Here is a 17828-nt window from a genome sequence, read left to right as displayed (position 1 = left end):
CAAGCATATGTTCACCATTTTCGCGTGTTTCACGAGTCAGTGATGTACCTATGCTTGTCACTTCATCGCTGTTTTTTTAAAAGGTAAATCATGGTTCAGCTCGTCAATCTTATTATCTACCTTGTTGTGTTCGGTCTGATCTGGTGGCTGGTTGGTTTCCTGCCCTTGCCTGCACCAGTAGCACAAGTGGTGCGCGTGCTGTTCATCGTCTTGCTGATCGTGATCGTGCTGTCTGCCTTTGGTATAGTGCCTGGCATCCATATGCCGCAGTTACGCTGGTAGATTTCATCGATCGTTGTGCTGGCATGTAGTCGCTATTGCATGCCCTGCTCTTGCTATTCCTTTTTTTGTGCGACTCGCGCGCGCTGCCATTCAATCGCCACTGCCACCAGAAAAAAGCCCGCAGTGACCGCCAGCAATTTGAGCATGATATCCACATCAAACTGCTTGCTGCGGTAAGAGGCAGCCACCGCGATCATGGCCGCAGCGCAGAATATGCGCATGCCTTGGCGCTTATAGGCTGCCCGGCATAAAGATAGAAATTTATTACCTGTGTCGTTGCTCATGAATTTGTTGATGCAAGTCGTGGGACTGCGATTCTAACAGTGCCAGGAAAACGGCAGTTGAGAGCTTGCGTGCTGGCTGAGCAAGCGCCGTCTTGCTTCCCGCTATCTGGCAATTGCTCTTCGCAAAGCTGCCCGCGCCAGCAGGCGGGTGGAGTCCAAAGTGGGCAGACTGGAATTGTCGTCATTAACGATCAATGGCAATTCTGTGCAACCCAGTATTACCGCATCGCAGCCAGCGTCTTTGAGTCTGTCTATGATAGTGAGAAATTCTCCCACACTCTCTGGCTTGATGATGCCACACACCAGTTCATCCATGATGATGCCGTTCAAACGCGCCCGGTCTTTTGCATTTGGCAAGACAAAATCCAGGCCCTTGTTGCGCAAGACGGCAGGATAAACTTCACTGCCCATGAGCCAGTCTGTTCCTGTAATACCTACCCGGCGATAGCCGCGCTGCACCGCAGTAGCCGCGACTTCTTCAGCAATGTGCAACCAGGGCAAGGGCGAAGCCGCCTGTACCAGATCAAAGGCCAGGTGTATCGTATTGTCAGGACATATCAAAAAATCCGCCCCTGCCCCGGCCAGTTTGCGTGCCGAAACCAGCATCAGATCAGCCACGCCTTGCCTGTCATCTCGCTCAAGACATTCCACGTACAAGGCCAGCGAAGGTGTATGCATGCTGACTTCTGGATGGGCATGCGGGCCCATCAAGGCCGCCCCTTCTTCGCAGATGGTGCGGTAACAAAGCGCCGCCCCTGCGGCGGAACAGCCTACTATGCCTATGTGAGCTGTCATGGTTGAACTCTCCCGTTTTGATATAGATTGGGGGATTAAATCGGGTTTATGGGCGAAAGTACAAGGTGGGCCAATGAAAACCTTGATTGTTTTTTATGCTTATGCACAGATTAGCCAAATGGCACGCAGGTTTTTTCGTTCAATGTTTAATTTGCATTTGCTATACTCAATACCATCATCGAGGACTTTAAGAAAGAGCTCTGCATGTTTTTGCCTTGGGAAAAATTGCCCGGGTGGCTGTTGGGTCCACTGATGACATGCCTGGGTGTATACCTATTTTTTTGCATGCAGAACCCAACTCTTGGCGTCAATGGGAAGCCCTGGGCTTCGTGGTGATTGGAATTGTTATCTTCCTATTCGGGGTGAAGAAACTATACGCCGAGACGGACGAATGTCACACGAATGGGGCTTTGACTTCACCACGGGGAAAAGCAAAAGAAGAACGAGAGAAATTATCGGCACCCAATTTTGCCAACTACGATGCAATGCAATTAAAACGAATTCTTGGCCGCATCGATGGAGATCGCTATCCGGAACGGGTAAAGATAATACAAGCCAGGTTGGACGCACTTGAGCAAAAGTGAGCCATTTATCACAATTTTCGACGTATCCCTTGGCTGAATCGATTTATTTGGAAAGTGAAAAGCTTGTTGGTGTTGAGATCAAGCCTGAAGCACAAACCCAGATTTACGCCTGCGCCCAGCCCCTGCCTCCACGGCTAACCAAATTTGACATCCACCCGCGACAGCCCCACAATCAGCCCGCGCTGGCAAATTAGATGAAATTCTCTGGCAATAATGATATTTATCATTGCGCGATGATCTGATGCAATGCAACAAATTCCTACGCTGAAGATGCCAGCAAAACAGACTGAAAACAATATTCATAAAATGGTTGCCTGCCCGCCGCGATTTTGCACAAATTTTGACCAAAAAATCAGATTGCGCTTGACGTTAAACAGGCTCCATAGTTAAATACGAAATCGATTGCGCAAACGATTGCGCGACAACTTTTTACCGAGAACAAGCATCATGAAGCCACGCATCACTGTAGTCGGCAGTGTCAATATGGATCTGGTTTTTCGCACGCCGCGCATGCCGGCACTGGGCGAAACCCTGCATGGTCACGAATTTTGTCAGATTCCCGGTGGCAAAGGGGCCAACCAGGCGGTAGCCGCTGCCCGCCAGGGCGCGCAGGTCAGTTTTATCGGCGCAGTAGGCGATGATGGTTTTGGCAGTTTTTCGCATGATTGCCTGGCTGCCGAAGGCATAGACCTGAGCCACCTGGCACGGGTAGCGGGTGTTGCTACAGGTGTCGCAGGCATCCTGGTAGAAGATGGCGGTGACAATAGCATCGTCCTGGCGGCAGGCGCCAATGCGACACTGACCCCGGCCCAGGTTGAGGCAGCCACTGCCACCATCGCTGGTGCGCAATTGCTGGTTTGCCAGCTCGAAACCCCACTTCCTACTGTTACCCGCGCGATAGAAATCGCCCGCGCCCAAGGTGTTAAAGTGATTTTGAACCCGGCCCCGGCACAAGACCTGAGCGATGCATTGCTGGCCCAGGTTGATTACCTGATCCTGAATGAAACTGAAGCTTCGCAATTGAGTGGTGTAACGGTTGTCGATCAGGCCAGCGCCAAAGCAGCCTCGGAACAAATCTTGCAACGTGGTACGGGCACAGTCTTGCTGACCATGGGTGAGCACGGCGCATTGATCACTGAAAGCACAGGCAGCCAGTTCATCCCGGCAGTCAAGGTTGATGTGGTGGATACCACTGCTGCTGGCGACACTTTTGTCGGCGCCTTTGCGGTTGGCCTGGCAAACGGGCTCAGCGTCATTGATGCCAGCCGTGAAGCGCAATACACGGCAGCACTGACTGTCACCAAGCTGGGTGCACAGACATCCATACCGCAGCGCCAGCAAGTGCTGGACTTCATGGCGGTCAGGAAAGCTGCTTGATAAGCTAAGAGACGAAGCTAAAAGGCTAAAAAATTACGTATTACGACCAGGTCGCCGCCAAAAACGGCACCAAAATTGGGCAGCGGCAGCAAATCATGCCCGGCCACCAGCTCGAACACTGTTTTTGATAAAATTTCGCCCGCGTGGCTGAAACGAAATGTCTGCACCATGTTAGGCTTGCACTGGCTTTCAAGACTGGCTTGATTTTTTACAAATCCCAGGCTGTGGCAGCAGAAAACATGGTTTTTAATTTGGGCGCTGCATGCTCTTCGTGAGCACAACAGCACAACGACATCTGATGAAGGAAATTTCATGAAACTCAAGCAAATCTGCCTGTCCCTGGCGACCCTGATGGCTGTCGGCGGCGCGGCCAGTGCTTATGCTGCAGACCTTAAATTTGCAGTGATCTATGACGCAGGCGGCAAGTTTGACAAGTCCTTCAACCAGTCTGCATCCGAAGGTGCTGAGCGTTTCAAGAAAGAAACCAAACTGAATTACCTGGAAGTGCAAGTCGCCAGCGACACCCAGACTGAGCAAGTCTTGCGCAATCTGGCCCGCAAAAATGTGGATCTGATCGCGGCCATCGGCTTTGGCCAGGCGACTGCTGTACAAAATATTGCCAAGGAATTCCCAAAAACCAAGTTTGTGCTGATAGACGGTATTGCCACGGGCGATAACGTCAGCTCCGTCCTGTTCAAGGAACAGGAAGGTTCTTACCTGGTGGGTGTGGCAGCAGCGATTGCCAGCAAATCCAAAAAAGTTGGTTTCGTAGGCGGCATGGATATCCCGCTGATACGCAATTTTGCCTGCGGCTATGCGCAAGGTGCAAAAGCGACCGAAGCCAAGATAGAAGTGGTACAGAACATGGTCGGTACGACCACGGCAGCCTGGAATGACCCGGCCAAGGGTGGCGAGCTGGCACGCGCGCAGTTTGAACGCGGCGTTGATGTGATTTTTGCGGCAGCCGGTGGTAGTGGCATGGGTACTTTGCAAGCGGTAAAAGAAAAAGGCAAGCTCGGTATTGGTGTTGATTCCAACCAGAACTACATGCACCCGGGCAGCATGCTGACATCCATGGTCAAGCGCGTGGATCAGGCCATCTATGACAGTTTCATGCAGTTAAAAAATGGCAACTGGAAAAGCGGTACCCAGTTCAAGGGCCTGAAAGAAGGCGGCGTCGATTGGGCACTGGACAAAGATAACCGCAGCGTCGTCAGCGCTGATATGGAAAAACGTGTCAACGCGGCCAAGCAAGACATTATCAATGGCAAGGTCAAGGTGGTTGATTTCCGTGAAGGCAATAAGTGCCCGGTCTGATACCGGGTAGCCATTGACCAGATTTGTTATTTGTAGACAGGGGGCGCGAGTGTCTGAGATGGATACGATGCGCCCTGATTGATGTTTAAGACCTTGCACACCGCCATTTAAAGAAACGCTCAAGTATGCAGCCAGCAGTCGAATTTCAGCAGATCTCCAAACGTTTTGGTGCAGTACAGGCCAACCGTGATGTGAGCTTTTCCATTGCGCCGGGTTCCATCCACGGTGTGATAGGTGAAAACGGCGCAGGCAAGTCCACGCTGATGAGCATACTGTATGGTTATTACCGCGCCGACAGCGGCAAGCTGCTCATCAATGGCGCAGAACAGCACATACGCAACAGCCAGGAAGCGATCAACCTGGGCATAGGCATGGTGCATCAGCATTTCATGCTCGTCGAGAACATGACGGTGCTTGACAATGTCATGCTGGGTACCGAAGGCGGCTTTCGCCTGAAACCCAAGCGCCATGAAGTTGAAGCAAAATTGCGCGAAATTTGCCAGCGCTATTCCCTCGATGTGGATCCGCTGGCGACGATACAGGATTTGTCTGTCGGCGTGCAGCAAAGGGTGGAAATCCTCAAGCAGATTTACCGCAGCGCCAATATCCTGATCCTTGATGAACCGACTGCCGTGCTGACAGTGCAAGAGACAGCTTCGCTGTTTGAAGTGTTGCGCCTGTTCAAGGAACAGGGCAAGACCATCATCCTGATCACCCATAAGCTGCAAGAGATACAAGAGATTACCGACCAGGTCACCGTCATGCGCGGTGGAGCTGTCATCGGCTCAGTCGCGACCAAAGACACCACGACGGCGCAAATGGCCGAGATGATGGTGGGCCGCCCTATCGTCACCCACTTGCCACGTGCTGCCTATGCGCCGGGCGAGACAGTGCTGGAGGTCAAGGACCTGAACCTGGTGAACTCGCAAAAAGTCAGCCTGTTGAAGAATGTCAGTTTCAATATCCGCGCCGGTGAGATCGTCGCGATTGCCGGTGTCTCTGGCAATGGCCAGAGTGAATTGCTGGAAATTTTAAGCGGCATGCGCCTGCCCACCAGTGGCAAGCTGCAAATGCAGGGCAAGGACTTGCCCTTTGCTGGCCGCAAGGATGCCGATGGCTTGCCAGCGACTTTCCGCGACCTTGGCATTGCCCACGTGCCGGAAGACCGTTTGCGTGATGCCGTTGTCAAAAATTTCTCGGTCATGATGAACAGCTTCCTGGGTTACCAGAAAAAACTGGGCAAGACCTTTGGTTTGCTGGACTACAAGAGCATTTTGAAAAATTGCACAGACTTGCTGGCCAAGTTTGATGTGCGCCCGGCTGACCCGCATTTGCGTATCGCTCTGCTGTCTGGCGGTAACCAGCAAAAGGTGGTGATGGCGCGCGAGATTGCCTCCAATCCCAAACTGATGCTGGTCGGCCAGCCTACCCGTGGCGTGGATATAGGCACGATAGAAAGCCTGCATACCCGCCTGCTGGCAATGCGTGATGCTGACATTGCTATTTTGCTGGTATCGGTAGAACTGGAAGAAGTGCGTGCCCTGGCTGACCGTATCCTGGTCATCTCTGGTGGTGCCATCACTGGTGAATTAAAAGCCGAAGAATTTGATGCGACCGAGATAGGCTGCCTCATGGGTGGCATACATACGCATTGATGCAGGCGACAAATTAGTTTGAGCCTTAGCAGGCACAATAAGAAACAAAGCAAATACAGATAAGCACAGACAAGCGACCAAACCAAGATGAATCAAGCCGACCTCCCACGCTGGGCCACCGCATTTGCCCTGCCGCTGTTAAACCTGTTCTCCGCCTTACTGGTCGCGGCGGGTGTGATTTATCTGCTCGGTGAAAGCCCGGTTGAATCCCTGGGCATTTTGATCAACGCAGCAGTGCTGAACCCTGAAGGTCTGGGTTACACCCTGTTTTATGCAGCGACCTTTATCTTCACTGGCTTGTCGGTGTCGGTGGCCATGCAGGCCGGTTTATTCAATATAGGTAGCGAAGGCCAAATGTATGTGGGCGGCCTGGGTCTGACCCTGGTCTTGCTGTGGCTGGATTCGTCCCTGCCGGGCTGGCTGCTGATTCCACTGGCGATGCTGGGTGCTGCTGTCTTTGGTGCGGCGTGGGCGTATCTGCCGGGTTATCTGCAAGCCAGGCGTGGCAGCCACGTGGTAGTGACCACCATCATGTTCAACTTCATCGCTGCCAGCTTGATGAATTATGTGATTGTCAGCTTCCTCATCCCGGCAGGCCAGCAAAATACTGCCAGCCGCGTGTTTGCCGATGCGTCGTGGTTGCCCAAGCTGAATGGCATCTTGCCTGTGCTGGGTGAAACACCTTTGAACATCAGCTTTGTACTGGCACTGGTGGCGCTGGTGATTTATGGCATTGTCGTCTGGCGCACCACCTGGGGTTACCAGTTGCGCGCGACCGGCCTGAACCAGCATGCGGCGCATTACGCCGGTATCTCCATCAGCAAAACGATTATCGTGACGATGATGATCTCCGGTGCGCTGGCTGGCCTGGCGGCTGTCAATTCTGTCATGGGATCTACCCACTACCTGAATCTGAACTTCCCTGCCGGTGCCGGTTTTATCGGTATCGCAATTGCCCTGATGGGGCGTCAGCACCCTGTCGGCATCCTGCTGTCATCCATCCTGTTTGGTGCGCTGATACAGGGTGGTTTTGATCTGTCGCTGGAAAAAGCCAATATCCCGCCAGAGACCTTTATCTTTATCCAGGGTTTGATCATCCTGTTCTGCGGTGCCATGGAAAACCTGTATGCCCCTGCCCTGTCTGCCCTGCTCAAGCGTAAGGAAAAATGATGTTTGATGATTTTCAATTTTCCAGCATCCTGGTATCGACCATACGCAATGCGCCGGTATTGATGTTTGCTGCCATGGCTGGCCTGTTTGCAGAACGCAGCGGTGTGGTTGATCTGGCACTGGAAGGCAAGATGCTGGCCGCAGCCTTTGTCTCTGCCGCCGTGGCTTTTGTAACCAAGAACCCCTGGCTGGGCATCATGGCGGGTGTCGGTATTTCTGTCGCCATCGCCCTGCTGCAAGGCTTTGTCAGTATCACGCAAAAGGGTAACCAGCTCGTTGCCGGTATTGCTCTCAATATCGCCCTCAGTGGTTTGACCTTTGTGATCGCCCAGTATTTCTTCCAGCAAGGTGGCCGCACGCCTGACCTGGGTGAAGCACGCCTGTTTGATATTGTCTTGCCAGGTTCAGCCGCTGTCGCTGGCATTCCATTCCTGGGCTGGTTTTATACCAAGCTCATTGGTGGACATAGCGCCCTGGTGTATCTGGCCTTTGCCCTGATCCCTGTCGTACACTGGGTCTTGTACCACACCCGCTTTGGCCTGCGCCTGCGTGCCGTTGGTGAAAACCCGCATGCAGCAGATGCCGCTGGCATTAATGTAGAACGCACCCGTTTCATGGCTATGCTGTGTGCCGGTGTGCTGTGCTCTTTCTCTGGTGCTTATCTGTCCATCGTACAAAGCGGCTTCTTCCTGCGTGACATGTCTGCCGGTAATGGTTACCTGGCTTTGACTGCACTGGTATTCGGTAACTGGCGTCCGCTGCACACAGCCCTGGGCTGCCTGATGTTCGGTTTCTTCGCCGCCCTGCAAGTCCAGATCGAAGGCGTAGTCTTCCCTGGCATAGGCAAGGTACCGGGCTCTCTGATACAAATGATACCTTACGTCGTGACCGTGATCGTGTTGGCAGGCTTGATGGCAAAGTCCGTCGCCCCGAAAGCGATTGGTCAGCCGTTTGTGAAGTCACGTTGATTTATTGAATTAAGACCTTTCAACACAGAGACACAGAGGGGGCACAGAGGGGCACAGAGAAAAGCGAGTGAAGAGCCGAAGTGTTGCCTTATTCGTAGGTTGGGCTACGGTTTACCAGCCCAACACTCAACCTGCGATAAACGCATACGTTATTGAAACGCCGAGTGTTGGGCTGATGAAGCGTAGCCCAACCTACAACAACACTAACACTTCGGCTACTCACTCGCCTTTCTCTGTGCCCCCTCAGTGCCTCTGTGGTTAGCTTTTCGGTCTAAGGTTTTAAAACACAATTTCGACCTCCTTGAACCGGGTCAACTGCAACAATTCACATCGCGACTGGGTTCTGCCCAATGGCCAGCCGGTGTAATTTTGGAGAGCATACACATGTCAACAACAGCAAAACATAAAGTCATCTTTGATACGGATCCAGGCGTCGATGATGCAATGGCCTTGTATTTCGCGCTGGCGCATCCTGATATCGAGATGGTCGGCATTACAACGACCTTCGGTAATGTCTATGTTGAACAGGCGACCATCAATGCCTTGTACCTGACGCGCATTGCTGGCCGCAATATCCCTGTCGCCCAGGGTGTGCCCGTACCTTTTGCCAAGGCTGCCGGTACGCCGCCTGACTTCATCCACGGTGCTGACGGTTTGGGTAACCTGAACAGCCGTATTGAAGTCGGTGGCAAGGCAGAAGTAGAAAGCGCCGCAGAATTCATCGTCAAGATGGCACGCCAGCATCCAGGTGAAATCACCCTGGTTGCGGTTGGCCCACTGGGTAACCTGGGTCTGGCCCTGAAGATGGAACCACAACTGCCAAAACTGCTGAAGCAGGTCGTGCTGATGGCAGGTACCGTTGATGAACCAGGCAATGTCTCACCAGTGGCAGAAGCCAATGTCTGGAATGATCCTGATGCAGCTGACCTGGTCTTTACGGCAGGCTGGGATTTGACCATGGTTGGTCTGGACGTGACTCACCGCGTGGTCTTGCCTTCGACTTTCTTTGCCGCTCTGGCAGAAAAACACAAGCACGTGGCGATGGATACCCTGTCACACGCAGTCAACTTCTACGCCAACTTCTACCAAAGCATACGCCCAGACCTGGGTCATGCCTGCTATGGCCATGATGTACTGGCATTTGTCTGGCTGGTGGCACCACAGATTTTCGAAACCAACTCTGGCCGCGTACGCGTCGCCAAAGAAGGCATAGGCAATGGCCAGACCATGATGGCAAAACTGCCTATCCCTTATCCGCAGGCAGGTTGGGAAGCCAGCAAACCAGAAACACGCGTTTGTATGAAGGTCGATGCAGAGGCATGTAAACAATTGATCGATGCAACACTGTCTTCTGACTGGTTGCAAGCTCCATTGTCGAAATAAGGAGGCCATCATGTTCATAGAACCAGTTGATTATCGCGCACCCGATGCTGCGAAAAAATTCACTGAAAGCCTGCATCGTACCGGCTTTGGTGTCTTGACCAATCATCCGCTGTCGCAAAGCACGCTGGAAACCATCTACAAGGAATGGTATGACTTCTTCCAGACCGATGCGAAGAACAAGTATGACTTTGACCGCGAGAAAATGGATGGCTATTTTTCGCCCAGCATTTCCGAGACTGCCAAGGGTCAGACCAAGCGTGACCTGAAAGAGTTTTATCATATCTATCCTACAGGCCGTTATCCGTCTGAAGTGTCGGATGCTGCACGCAAATATTATGACGATGGTGCCAAGCTGGCAGCGGAGTTGTTGCAATGGGTAGAAGATCATTCACCTGCTGAGGTCAAGGCCAAGTATTCCATGCCCCTGTCAGACATGATCACCGACAGCGACCTGACCCTGCTGCGCGTTCTGCATTACCCACCGCTGCGTGGTGATGAAGAGCCGGACGCAGTACGCGCCGCTGCCCATGGCGACATCAACCTGCTGACCTTGCTGCCTGCAGCGACCCAGGCTGGCTTGCAGGTACAAGGCAAGGACAACGCATGGCATGACGTGCCCTGCGACTTTGGCATGCTGATCGTCAACATCGGCGACATGCTGGATGAAGCTTCTGCAGGCTACTATCCATCGACTATCCACCGCGTACTGAACCCTACCGGTGAAGAAGCGAAAAAATCCCGCATCTCGCTGCCACTGTTCTTGCATCCACGTGCAGATGTGGTGCTGTCCGAGCGTCATACCTCTGGCAGTTATCTGCAAGAGCGTTTGCGTGAACTGGGTGTGAAGAAGTAAGGTTTTTGCAGTTTGGTTTTACAAGGCCAGCTGCAAGTGAAAAGCCCGTAACAGGAAACTGTTGCGGGCTTTTTGTATATTAAGCCAAGTCGCTTGATATTTTTTGACGTGCGCTCAATGCACGGCAATATCCGTCGTCAGCAATTAGTCTCCCAGTCGTCATGCCAGACTCGATCCGGCATACAGCGCCGTTCGCCTTATCGCTTGCGTCACCCGTGCACGCAGAAGATCTGTGATTTTACAGACTGCCTTTGAAGAGCCAGATACGTTTGCAGACAACGCCGCTGTATGCCGGATCAAGTCCGGCATGACGGATTTCAGAGTTTGCGTTTAATTTTTTGTATATGTAATCAGAGGCGGCACAGCATTAACATGCTCAGGGCCGCAGTATTTTGTAGGGTGCGCCGTGCGCACCGCTTGTAAAACACATCAGTAAGCGAAGATGGTGCGCACGGCGCACCCTACCAGATATACCAGGATTCAGCTCAAGCAGCTTTCTGAGTCGATGTTGTCGCTGGTTTTGCCAGACTCACGGTATCGCCTGAGGGTATGCCATCCGATTTCCAGCGTGCAAATTCTGTCCGTATGGCTTCCAGGGTTTGCTTGCTGATGTCCGGCAAAGTACCACCCAGTATGTCTGATGCTTCTTTAAAACCCTGCTCGACCGCTTTAGTGATTTTATCGAGCTTGGCCGGATCATCGCCAATGGCTGCCTTGGCAAAGCTGAGTATGCGTTCAGCAGTTTTTTGTACGCTGAACTCGCCACCATCAGCCACGGCTGCCTGCGCTGCCTTGATGGCTTCCGGGCTGGCCGAGATTTTTTGCTGGCCACTGACCACCTTGGACAATTCCAGCCCCTGCTGCTCTACCAGTGGTTTGATCAGATTGATGATGTCCTGCGCCTTGCGATTGGATTCTTCCAGCAGAGCCTGCAGGTCAGGTGCGGCTGTTTTATTCAGGCGCGGGTCGGAATACACCACGGTATCATTCTTGCTGACGTCCAGATTAACGCTGGTGCTGTCAGATGTGGTGGCATTCGTGTCTGCCGTTGGCTCGTCCGTCTTGGGCGCTTTGGTTTGCGCAGTCTGATAAGTGCGCACGTAAAGATCTTGTCTGGATATGCCTATACTCATCGTATTGCTCCCTGATAATAGTGGTGGATGTTTAGTCCTGTACTATCGTTATGGAGCATGGAAGGCAAAAATGCAATGGCAAAATCAGATGATTATTACCGCCATTAAATTTTTTACATAATAATTATGCATTGAAATATCATGCCGCCTCGTCGGTAACGGCATCAAACATGATGCGGTTTCTGCCTGCATGTTTTGCTGCATAAAGTAGCTGATCAGCACGTGTGCGCACCATGTCCGGAGTCACATCTCCCCCTGATATTCTGTAATGCCTATGCTGGCGGTGACATAAATATCAATACCTGCCACGGTGACCGGGCTTTTTTCCAGGCGCAGGCGCAATCTTTCCATGGCGGCAGCGGCATCCATGGCATCAGACTCAGGAAAAAGCACGGCAAACTCATCCCCACCAAGGCGGGCAGCCTTGTCTATGCCACGAGTATTGGCTTGCATCAGACTGGCAAAATGAGCGATTACTTCATCACCTGCCTGGTGCCCGTATAAGTCATTGACCTTTTTAAAGTGATCAATATCCAGCAAGGCCAGGGCATAAGACCGTTTTATGCGCTTGGCGCGTTGATGTTCTTCTGCCAGCATGGGTAAAAAGGTGGCGCGATTGATCAGCTTGGTCAGTTCATCCACTTCCGCGGCTTTTTGCCATTCCTGCCTGGCGGCCTCTATTGTCAGCAATTGACGATTATGCAGGGCGACCGCCAGTATCGTAAAGGTGGTCGTGCACACAAAGCACACCAGCATGAAATTCGCCTCGACCAGATTGCTGCTTTGGAAAGGGCCTAACTGTTGCCCGGTAATAGCGATAATGGCAACCATGCTGGCAGTCAGCGCCAGCGTCATGAGCTTGAGGCTGACATAAAAAGCCAGCAGCAAAAGCACGGGCAAAACGAAATAGATAAACCCCGGGTGCCCGCGAAATGCCAGGTATAGCAGCACCCCTATGCCGAGGCCGGTTAATACCAGCCGCTGCACTTCATTACTGTGCAATTGATGGTCGTCACGCCAGGCCTGGTAGAGGGGATAAATCAGCAAGATACCCAGGCTATCAGCCAGCACCAGCATGCGAAAGAAATTACCCGCTTCGTCCCAATGGATGTAACCGCCCACAGACAAATTCAGGCTCAGGATGAGACTGCTGAGCATGGTCGGTATCAGACAGACTTTGATGCCAAAATGCAACAAATCAGTAGATTGACGCAAACCTTGCGGCAAGGACAAACGCATCATGAGCATGGCAACAATGCTCGCCAGGCCATCAGCCATGGCAGAGATCAGTGTATATAGTGCAGGCGAATTCTTGTGCGCCTCGACCATGCCGGGATAATTTGCAAAAAAACTGGCTGCCAGAATGAAGGGAAAAGCCAGCAAGCCATGACGCATGGCCATCACCATGCCTATGCCAGACGCCAGCCACAGCAGGGTGATATTGCTGGGTTTCAAGGAAAACAATTGCATGCCGGTGCGCGCCGCCAGATAGTAGAGGCCAGCGGCGAAGATCAACCATGCTATTTCCTGCAATTTTTGCCTGAAGCCAGACTGAGTTTGCCCACCCTGCCCGATATGGCCGGAAGCGGAGGATTTAAGCTGATTCACCATATTTGACATGTTTTGATAATACAATGTCGCCTATACCAACGAAAGACGAACATGTTTAACAAAAGTGAACTATTGCAAGCTGCCAATACAGCCCGTGAATCCGCTTATGCGCCTTATTCCAAATTCAAGGTCGGCGCTGCCGTTTTGACCAAGGATGGCAAGACTTTCCACGGCTGTAATGTAGAAAATGCCTCTTATGGTTTGTGCAACTGTGCAGAACGCACTGCCCTGTTTTCTGCCATTGCTGCCGGCTATCGCCCTGGCGACTTTGCTGCCATTGCTGTAACAGGTGATACCGAGGGCCCTATCGCGCCTTGCGGTGCCTGCCGCCAGGTCATCATCGAACTGGGTGGCCCGGAATTGCCAGTGCTGTTGACGAATCTCAAAGGTGATGTCAAGACCACCACAGCGGGTGATCAGTTGCCGGATGCGTTTTACCTGAAACCGGAATAAGTTTTCACCATCCCGCATGGCATGCCAACATCGCTGTGCGGGATTTTCAACATCCCTGTCTTCAACACCTCTGTCATCTCCTGCATGAGCAAATCCATACTGATCATCGAAGATGAAGTCAGCATCGCCGACACCCTGGCCTACGCCCTCAAGACTGACGGCTTTATCCCACAACACCTGAGCCTGGGCCAGCAAGCGCTGGAACTCTTGCGCACAACGACCACGCCACCCGCACTGATCGTGCTTGACATTGGCTTGCCCGACATCAGCGGCTTTGATGTCTGCCGCCAGTTGCGCCAGTTCTCGGATACGCCCGTGCTGTTCTTGACCGCACGCAATGATGAAATAGACCGCATCGTCGGCCTGGAAATCGGTGCGGATGATTATGTCAGCAAACCCTTTTCACCACGCGAAGTGGTAGCCCGCATACGCGCCATTTTGCGGCGTCAGCAAGGCAAGGTGCAAACCGCAGCAGATATAGCGCCAGCACGTTTTGAATTGAAACCGCAAGAAGCCCGCATCACCGCTTATGGCCAGACATTGAGTCTGACGCGTTATGAATACCTGTTGCTCAAAACGATGATGGAAAGCCCCGGCCATCTGTTTTCACGCGCGCAACTCATGGACATCGTCTGGACCAACGCGCCCGACACGCTGGACCGCACCGTCGATGCCCACGTCAAATGCCTGCGAGCCAAACTGCGCCAAACCCGGCTTAACAATACAGGCACGGCAGATGATGGCGAAGCAAATGATGAAGGCATAATCACCCACCGCGGTATGGGTTATAGCTGGTCACCTGCATGAAAATAGGCCTGCGCATACTGCTGGGTTATTTCCTGATACTGGGCCTGAGTGCCTGGCTGATACTGAATGTAGTAGTCGAAGAAATCAAACCCGGCGTGCGCGCCACGCTGGAAGACACCCTCATCGACACCGCCCAAATGCTGGCCACCCTGGTGGCCGAAGATGTGGCAGCAGGCAAGGTCGCCGATAGTGATTTGATGAAGCGCCTGCAAAACTATGCGCAACGCAGCATCGACGCCAACATCAGCGGTATACGCAAGACCAGTCTCGATTACCGCATCTATATCACCGACATCAAAGGCATCGTCATTTTTGACAGCGATGGCAAAGACGTGGGTCAGGATTACTCACGCTGGAATGATGTCAACCGCACCCTACAGGGCAAATACGGTGCCCGCAGCACCCGTAGCAAGTCGGAAGATGAAGGCAGCAGCGTCATGCATGTGGCAGCACCCGTCCTCGACCATGGCCGCATCATAGGCTCGCTGACGGTGGCCAAACCCATCTCCACCATCAACCCGTTTATCTGGCGCAGCCAGCGCAAGATACTGCAACGCAGCGCCTGGCTGTGGCTGGGCTCTCTGTTGATAGGTCTCGGGTTTTCATGGTGGCTGAACCGTACTTTGCGCAAGCTGCAAACCTATGCCAGCAGCGTAGAAAATGGCGAAAAAACCAGCCTGCCGGAACTGGGTAATAATGAAATCGGCAGCCTGGGCCGCGCCCTTGAAGCCATGCGCGACAAGCTCGAAGGCAAGCAATATGTAGAACAACTCATGCACACCATGGCACATGAGTTGAAGAGCCCCATCGCTTCGATACAAGGCTCTGCCGAACTCATGCGCGAAGACATGCCCGTCGCTGACAGACAGCATTTCCTCAACAACATCCTCGAACAAAATTCCCGCCAGCGGCAGCTCATCGACAAATTGCTGGCGCTGATTAAACTGGAAAAACAACAGAGCCTGGACCACGTGCAAGCCGTCAACATCCCGCGCCTGCTGGCACTGGTGACTGAAGATGCACAACCCGGATTATTAGCCAAGTCCATGCAATTGCAGCAAGACATGGACGCCGCCATCACCAGCATCAGCGGCGATGAATTGCTAATGCGCCAGGCACTGGGTAACTTGCTCGACAATGCGATTGCCTTTGCTCCAGCGGGCAGCACGATCAAAATGCAATCCAGCCTGGTCAACAATACAGACGGAACGCCATCCCTGCAAATCAGCATCAGCGACCAGGGACCAGGCATACCTGACTACGCCCTCGATAAAATCTTTGACCGCTTCTATTCCCTGCCCCGCCCACATGCAGCCAAAAGCACGGGCCTGGGTTTGCCATTTGTGCGGGAAGTGGCGTTGTTGCATGGTGGGAGTATCAGCGTGAGCAATCAGGTTGATGGTGGAGTAGTGGCTATCTTGCGCTTGGGAGTGTAAATACCGTATAACGTAGGTTGGGCTACGCTTCACCAGCCCAACACTCTGCGTTTAAATAATGTGTACGTTTGTTCAGGCCCAGTGTTGGGCTGGTAAGGCCTAGCCCAACCTACGAATCGGCTTTACCTCTCCTTTTCAAAGAGGAAAAACTTAAAAGCAAAACCTTACCACTTCACACAAACCACATCATCCCCGCACATTCCTTTTTTACATTACAAGCTTCGCCATTACCGGAGCCTGTCATGCAAAGAAGTCTGTTATTCAAAATCGCCATCGTCGGCCTGCTGGCCATTTTGCTGTATGTGCCGCTGGGCATGATACAAGCCACGATCTGGGAGCGTATGCATTACCGCGAAGAGGCGGTGCGCAGTATCACGGCGGATTCTGTCAGCGAGCAGGTCATCGTCGGCCCCGTGCTGGTCGTGCCTTATACCGAAACCTGGGAAGATGAGAGTTTTGATGCAACACTCAATAGAACCACGCGCCGCCAGTTATCTGCCAATAAAAAACATTACATCTACCCGAATGAAATGCAGGTCATAGGCAATATCGATACTGACCAGCGCTATCGCGGCATCCATAAAGTGCTGGTATATACCGGGCACCATAAAATTACGGGTGACTTCATGCTGCCTGAATTGTCGAACATGGTGCAGAAGGATAATCCGAAGGCCATCATCACCCTGACAGAAAAGCCCTATATTGCCATGGGACTCAGTGACACCCGTGGTCTGAGAAATTTCCCTAAATTAATGTGGGATGAGCAAAGCATAGAGTTCAAGCAAGGCAGCAAGCTTAGTTCTTTTCAGCGCGGCATCCATGCAGGGTTGGATGGTGTCAACCTGGCTAGCGCAAAACAAGTCAAATTCAAGATAGACCTGGATGTGGATGGCATAGAAAAACTGAGCTTTGCACCACTGGCAAAAAATAACCAGGTGACACTGACTTCGAACTGGCCACATGTGCAGTATGGTGGTCGCTTCTTGCCATCACCAAAAGGCAGGATTAATACAGACAAGAGTGTCAGTGCCAACTGGAATATCTCATCCTTGTCTAGCAATGCGCAGCAACAAATGACGCGACTCGAAAATGTCGGGAACGCAGTCAAAGTAGCGAGTGGTACAAACCTGAATGAAGATGGCAGCCCCACTTCATCTGCTTCTCCTATTGACATCTTCAGTGTCTCTTACATCGAACCCGTCAACATCTATACGCAGGCTGACCGCGCCGTCAAATATGGTTTGATGTTTGTCGCCCTGACCTTTGCCGCTTTCTTTTTGTTTGAGGTCTTGAAGCAACTGCCTATCCACCCTGTGCAATACACCCTGGTGGGTTTGGCGCTGGTGATTTTCTTCTTGCTGCTGGTCAGCCTGTCAGAGAAGATCAGCTTTGTGCTGGCCTACCTGACAGCCAGTGCCGCCTGTATTTTGCTCATTGGTACTTACTTGGCCAATGTGCTGCATAACTGGAAGCGCGGCCTGGGTTTTGGCGTGGCATTGACGGTCTTGTACGGCATCCTGTTTGGTCTGCTGAGTTCAGAAAACAATGCCATGATGATGGGTAGCCTGCTGCTGTTTGCTGTCTTGTCCGGCATCATGCTGGCGACCCGCAAGGTCGATTGGTACAATCTCGGCAAGCCTGCTACAGACAGAGCGTTTGATCATGCCTGATCAATAAATTAGCCCGGTAAGTATAAGAACCAGAACCTTGTCAGCTTCAA

At 52.4% G+C, this 17828-nt stretch carries 18 protein-coding genes; 13 read left to right on the top strand and 5 right to left on the bottom strand.

Annotated elements, in window-relative coordinates; genetic code table 11:
* The first annotated feature begins 90 nt into the window (after positions 1-90).
* A complete protein-coding gene (locus UNDKW_RS02905) occupies positions 91-282 on the top strand; it encodes a Thivi_2564 family membrane protein (protein WP_162057496.1) in 192 nt (63 codons plus the stop codon).
* Between the two features lie 53 nt (positions 283-335).
* Here UNDKW_RS02905 and UNDKW_RS02900 read toward each other — a convergent pair whose 3' ends face one another.
* Positions 336-566 (bottom strand): hypothetical protein, encoded by a 231-nt coding sequence (locus tag UNDKW_RS02900; RefSeq protein WP_162057495.1) that lies wholly within the window; start codon positions 564-566, stop codon positions 336-338.
* A gap of 102 nt (positions 567-668) precedes the next feature.
* A complete protein-coding gene (locus UNDKW_RS02895; protein WP_162057494.1) occupies positions 669-1361 on the bottom strand; it encodes an aspartate/glutamate racemase family protein in 693 nt (230 codons plus the stop codon).
* A 215-nt stretch (positions 1362-1576) separates the two neighbouring features.
* On the opposite strand from UNDKW_RS02895, the gene UNDKW_RS02890 reads away from it, so the two are divergent.
* A complete protein-coding gene (locus UNDKW_RS02890) occupies positions 1577-1945 on the top strand; it encodes a hypothetical protein (protein ID WP_162057493.1) in 369 nt (122 codons plus the stop codon).
* 447 nt (positions 1946-2392) lie between these two features.
* Positions 2393-3322 carry a ribokinase gene (gene rbsK, locus UNDKW_RS02885; RefSeq protein WP_162039649.1) on the top strand — a complete coding sequence of 310 codons (930 nt, stop codon included), beginning with the start codon at positions 2393-2395 and terminating at the stop codon, positions 3320-3322.
* A 17-nt stretch (positions 3323-3339) separates the two neighbouring features.
* On the opposite strand, the gene UNDKW_RS02880 is transcribed toward rbsK, so the two are convergent.
* Positions 3340-3636 (bottom strand): hypothetical protein, encoded by a 297-nt coding sequence (locus UNDKW_RS02880; RefSeq protein ID WP_162057492.1) that lies wholly within the window; start codon positions 3634-3636, stop codon positions 3340-3342.
* On the opposite strand from UNDKW_RS02880, the gene UNDKW_RS02875 reads away from it, so the two are divergent.
* The 6 genes from UNDKW_RS02875 (at position 3635) to UNDKW_RS02850 (ending at position 10668) form a co-directional block, all read left to right on the top strand.
* The gene (locus tag UNDKW_RS02875) at positions 3635-4639 is read left to right on the top strand and encodes a BMP family protein (protein WP_162057491.1); all 1005 of its coding nucleotides are present in this window, start codon (positions 3635-3637) and stop codon (positions 4637-4639) included. The genes UNDKW_RS02880 and UNDKW_RS02875 overlap by 2 nt on opposite strands.
* A 125-nt stretch (positions 4640-4764) precedes the next feature.
* Entirely contained in the window at positions 4765-6294 is a 1530-nt protein-coding gene (locus tag UNDKW_RS02870; protein ID WP_162057490.1) for an ABC transporter ATP-binding protein, read from the top strand.
* Positions 6295-6381: 87 nt separating this feature from the next.
* Positions 6382-7464, top strand: a complete 1083-nt coding sequence (locus UNDKW_RS02865) for an ABC transporter permease (protein WP_162057489.1) — start codon at positions 6382-6384, stop codon at positions 7462-7464.
* Positions 7461-8432: an ABC transporter permease gene (locus tag UNDKW_RS02860; protein ID WP_162039645.1), complete on the top strand. Its 972-nt coding sequence runs from the start codon at positions 7461-7463 to the stop codon at positions 8430-8432. The genes UNDKW_RS02865 and UNDKW_RS02860 overlap by 4 nt, the downstream gene beginning before the upstream one ends.
* A gap of 384 nt (positions 8433-8816) precedes the next feature.
* Positions 8817-9815 carry a nucleoside hydrolase gene (locus UNDKW_RS02855; RefSeq protein ID WP_162057488.1) on the top strand — a complete coding sequence of 333 codons (999 nt, stop codon included), beginning with the start codon at positions 8817-8819 and terminating at the stop codon, positions 9813-9815.
* Positions 9816-9825: 10 nt separating this feature from the next.
* Complete coding sequence (locus UNDKW_RS02850; RefSeq protein ID WP_162057487.1) at positions 9826-10668, top strand: isopenicillin N synthase family oxygenase; 843 nt, start codon at positions 9826-9828, stop codon at positions 10666-10668.
* A 485-nt stretch (positions 10669-11153) separates the two neighbouring features.
* Here the strand turns inward: UNDKW_RS02850 and UNDKW_RS02845 are convergent, their stop codons facing one another.
* A complete protein-coding gene (locus tag UNDKW_RS02845; RefSeq protein ID WP_162057486.1) occupies positions 11154-11801 on the bottom strand; it encodes a DUF5610 domain-containing protein in 648 nt (215 codons plus the stop codon).
* 243 nt (positions 11802-12044) lie between these two features.
* On the bottom strand, positions 12045-13412 hold the full coding sequence (locus UNDKW_RS02840; RefSeq protein WP_232063217.1) for a diguanylate cyclase: 1368 nt from the start codon (positions 13410-13412) through the stop codon (positions 12045-12047).
* 51 nt (positions 13413-13463) lie between these two features.
* Between UNDKW_RS02840 and cdd the strand changes: the two genes are divergently transcribed.
* The 4 genes from cdd (at position 13464) to creD (ending at position 17778) form a co-directional block, all read left to right on the top strand.
* Positions 13464-13865 (top strand): cytidine deaminase, encoded by a 402-nt coding sequence (gene cdd, locus UNDKW_RS02835; RefSeq protein WP_162039640.1) that lies wholly within the window; start codon positions 13464-13466, stop codon positions 13863-13865.
* A gap of 84 nt (positions 13866-13949) precedes the next feature.
* Positions 13950-14672, top strand: a complete 723-nt coding sequence (gene creB / locus UNDKW_RS02830) for a two-component system response regulator CreB (RefSeq protein ID WP_162057484.1) — start codon at positions 13950-13952, stop codon at positions 14670-14672.
* Positions 14669-16108 carry a two-component system sensor histidine kinase CreC gene (creC, locus tag UNDKW_RS02825; RefSeq protein ID WP_162057483.1) on the top strand — a complete coding sequence of 480 codons (1440 nt, stop codon included), beginning with the start codon at positions 14669-14671 and terminating at the stop codon, positions 16106-16108. The genes creB and creC overlap by 4 nt, the downstream gene beginning before the upstream one ends.
* 242 nt (positions 16109-16350) lie before the next feature.
* Complete coding sequence (creD, locus tag UNDKW_RS02820) at positions 16351-17778, top strand: cell envelope integrity protein CreD (RefSeq protein ID WP_162057482.1); 1428 nt, start codon at positions 16351-16353, stop codon at positions 17776-17778.
* Positions 17779-17828: the final 50 nt, after the last annotated feature.

Source organism: Undibacterium sp. KW1 (assembly GCF_009937955.1).
GTDB lineage: Bacteria > Pseudomonadota > Gammaproteobacteria > Burkholderiales > Burkholderiaceae_D > Undibacterium.
This window is presented reverse-complemented; position numbering and strand designations above follow the sequence as displayed.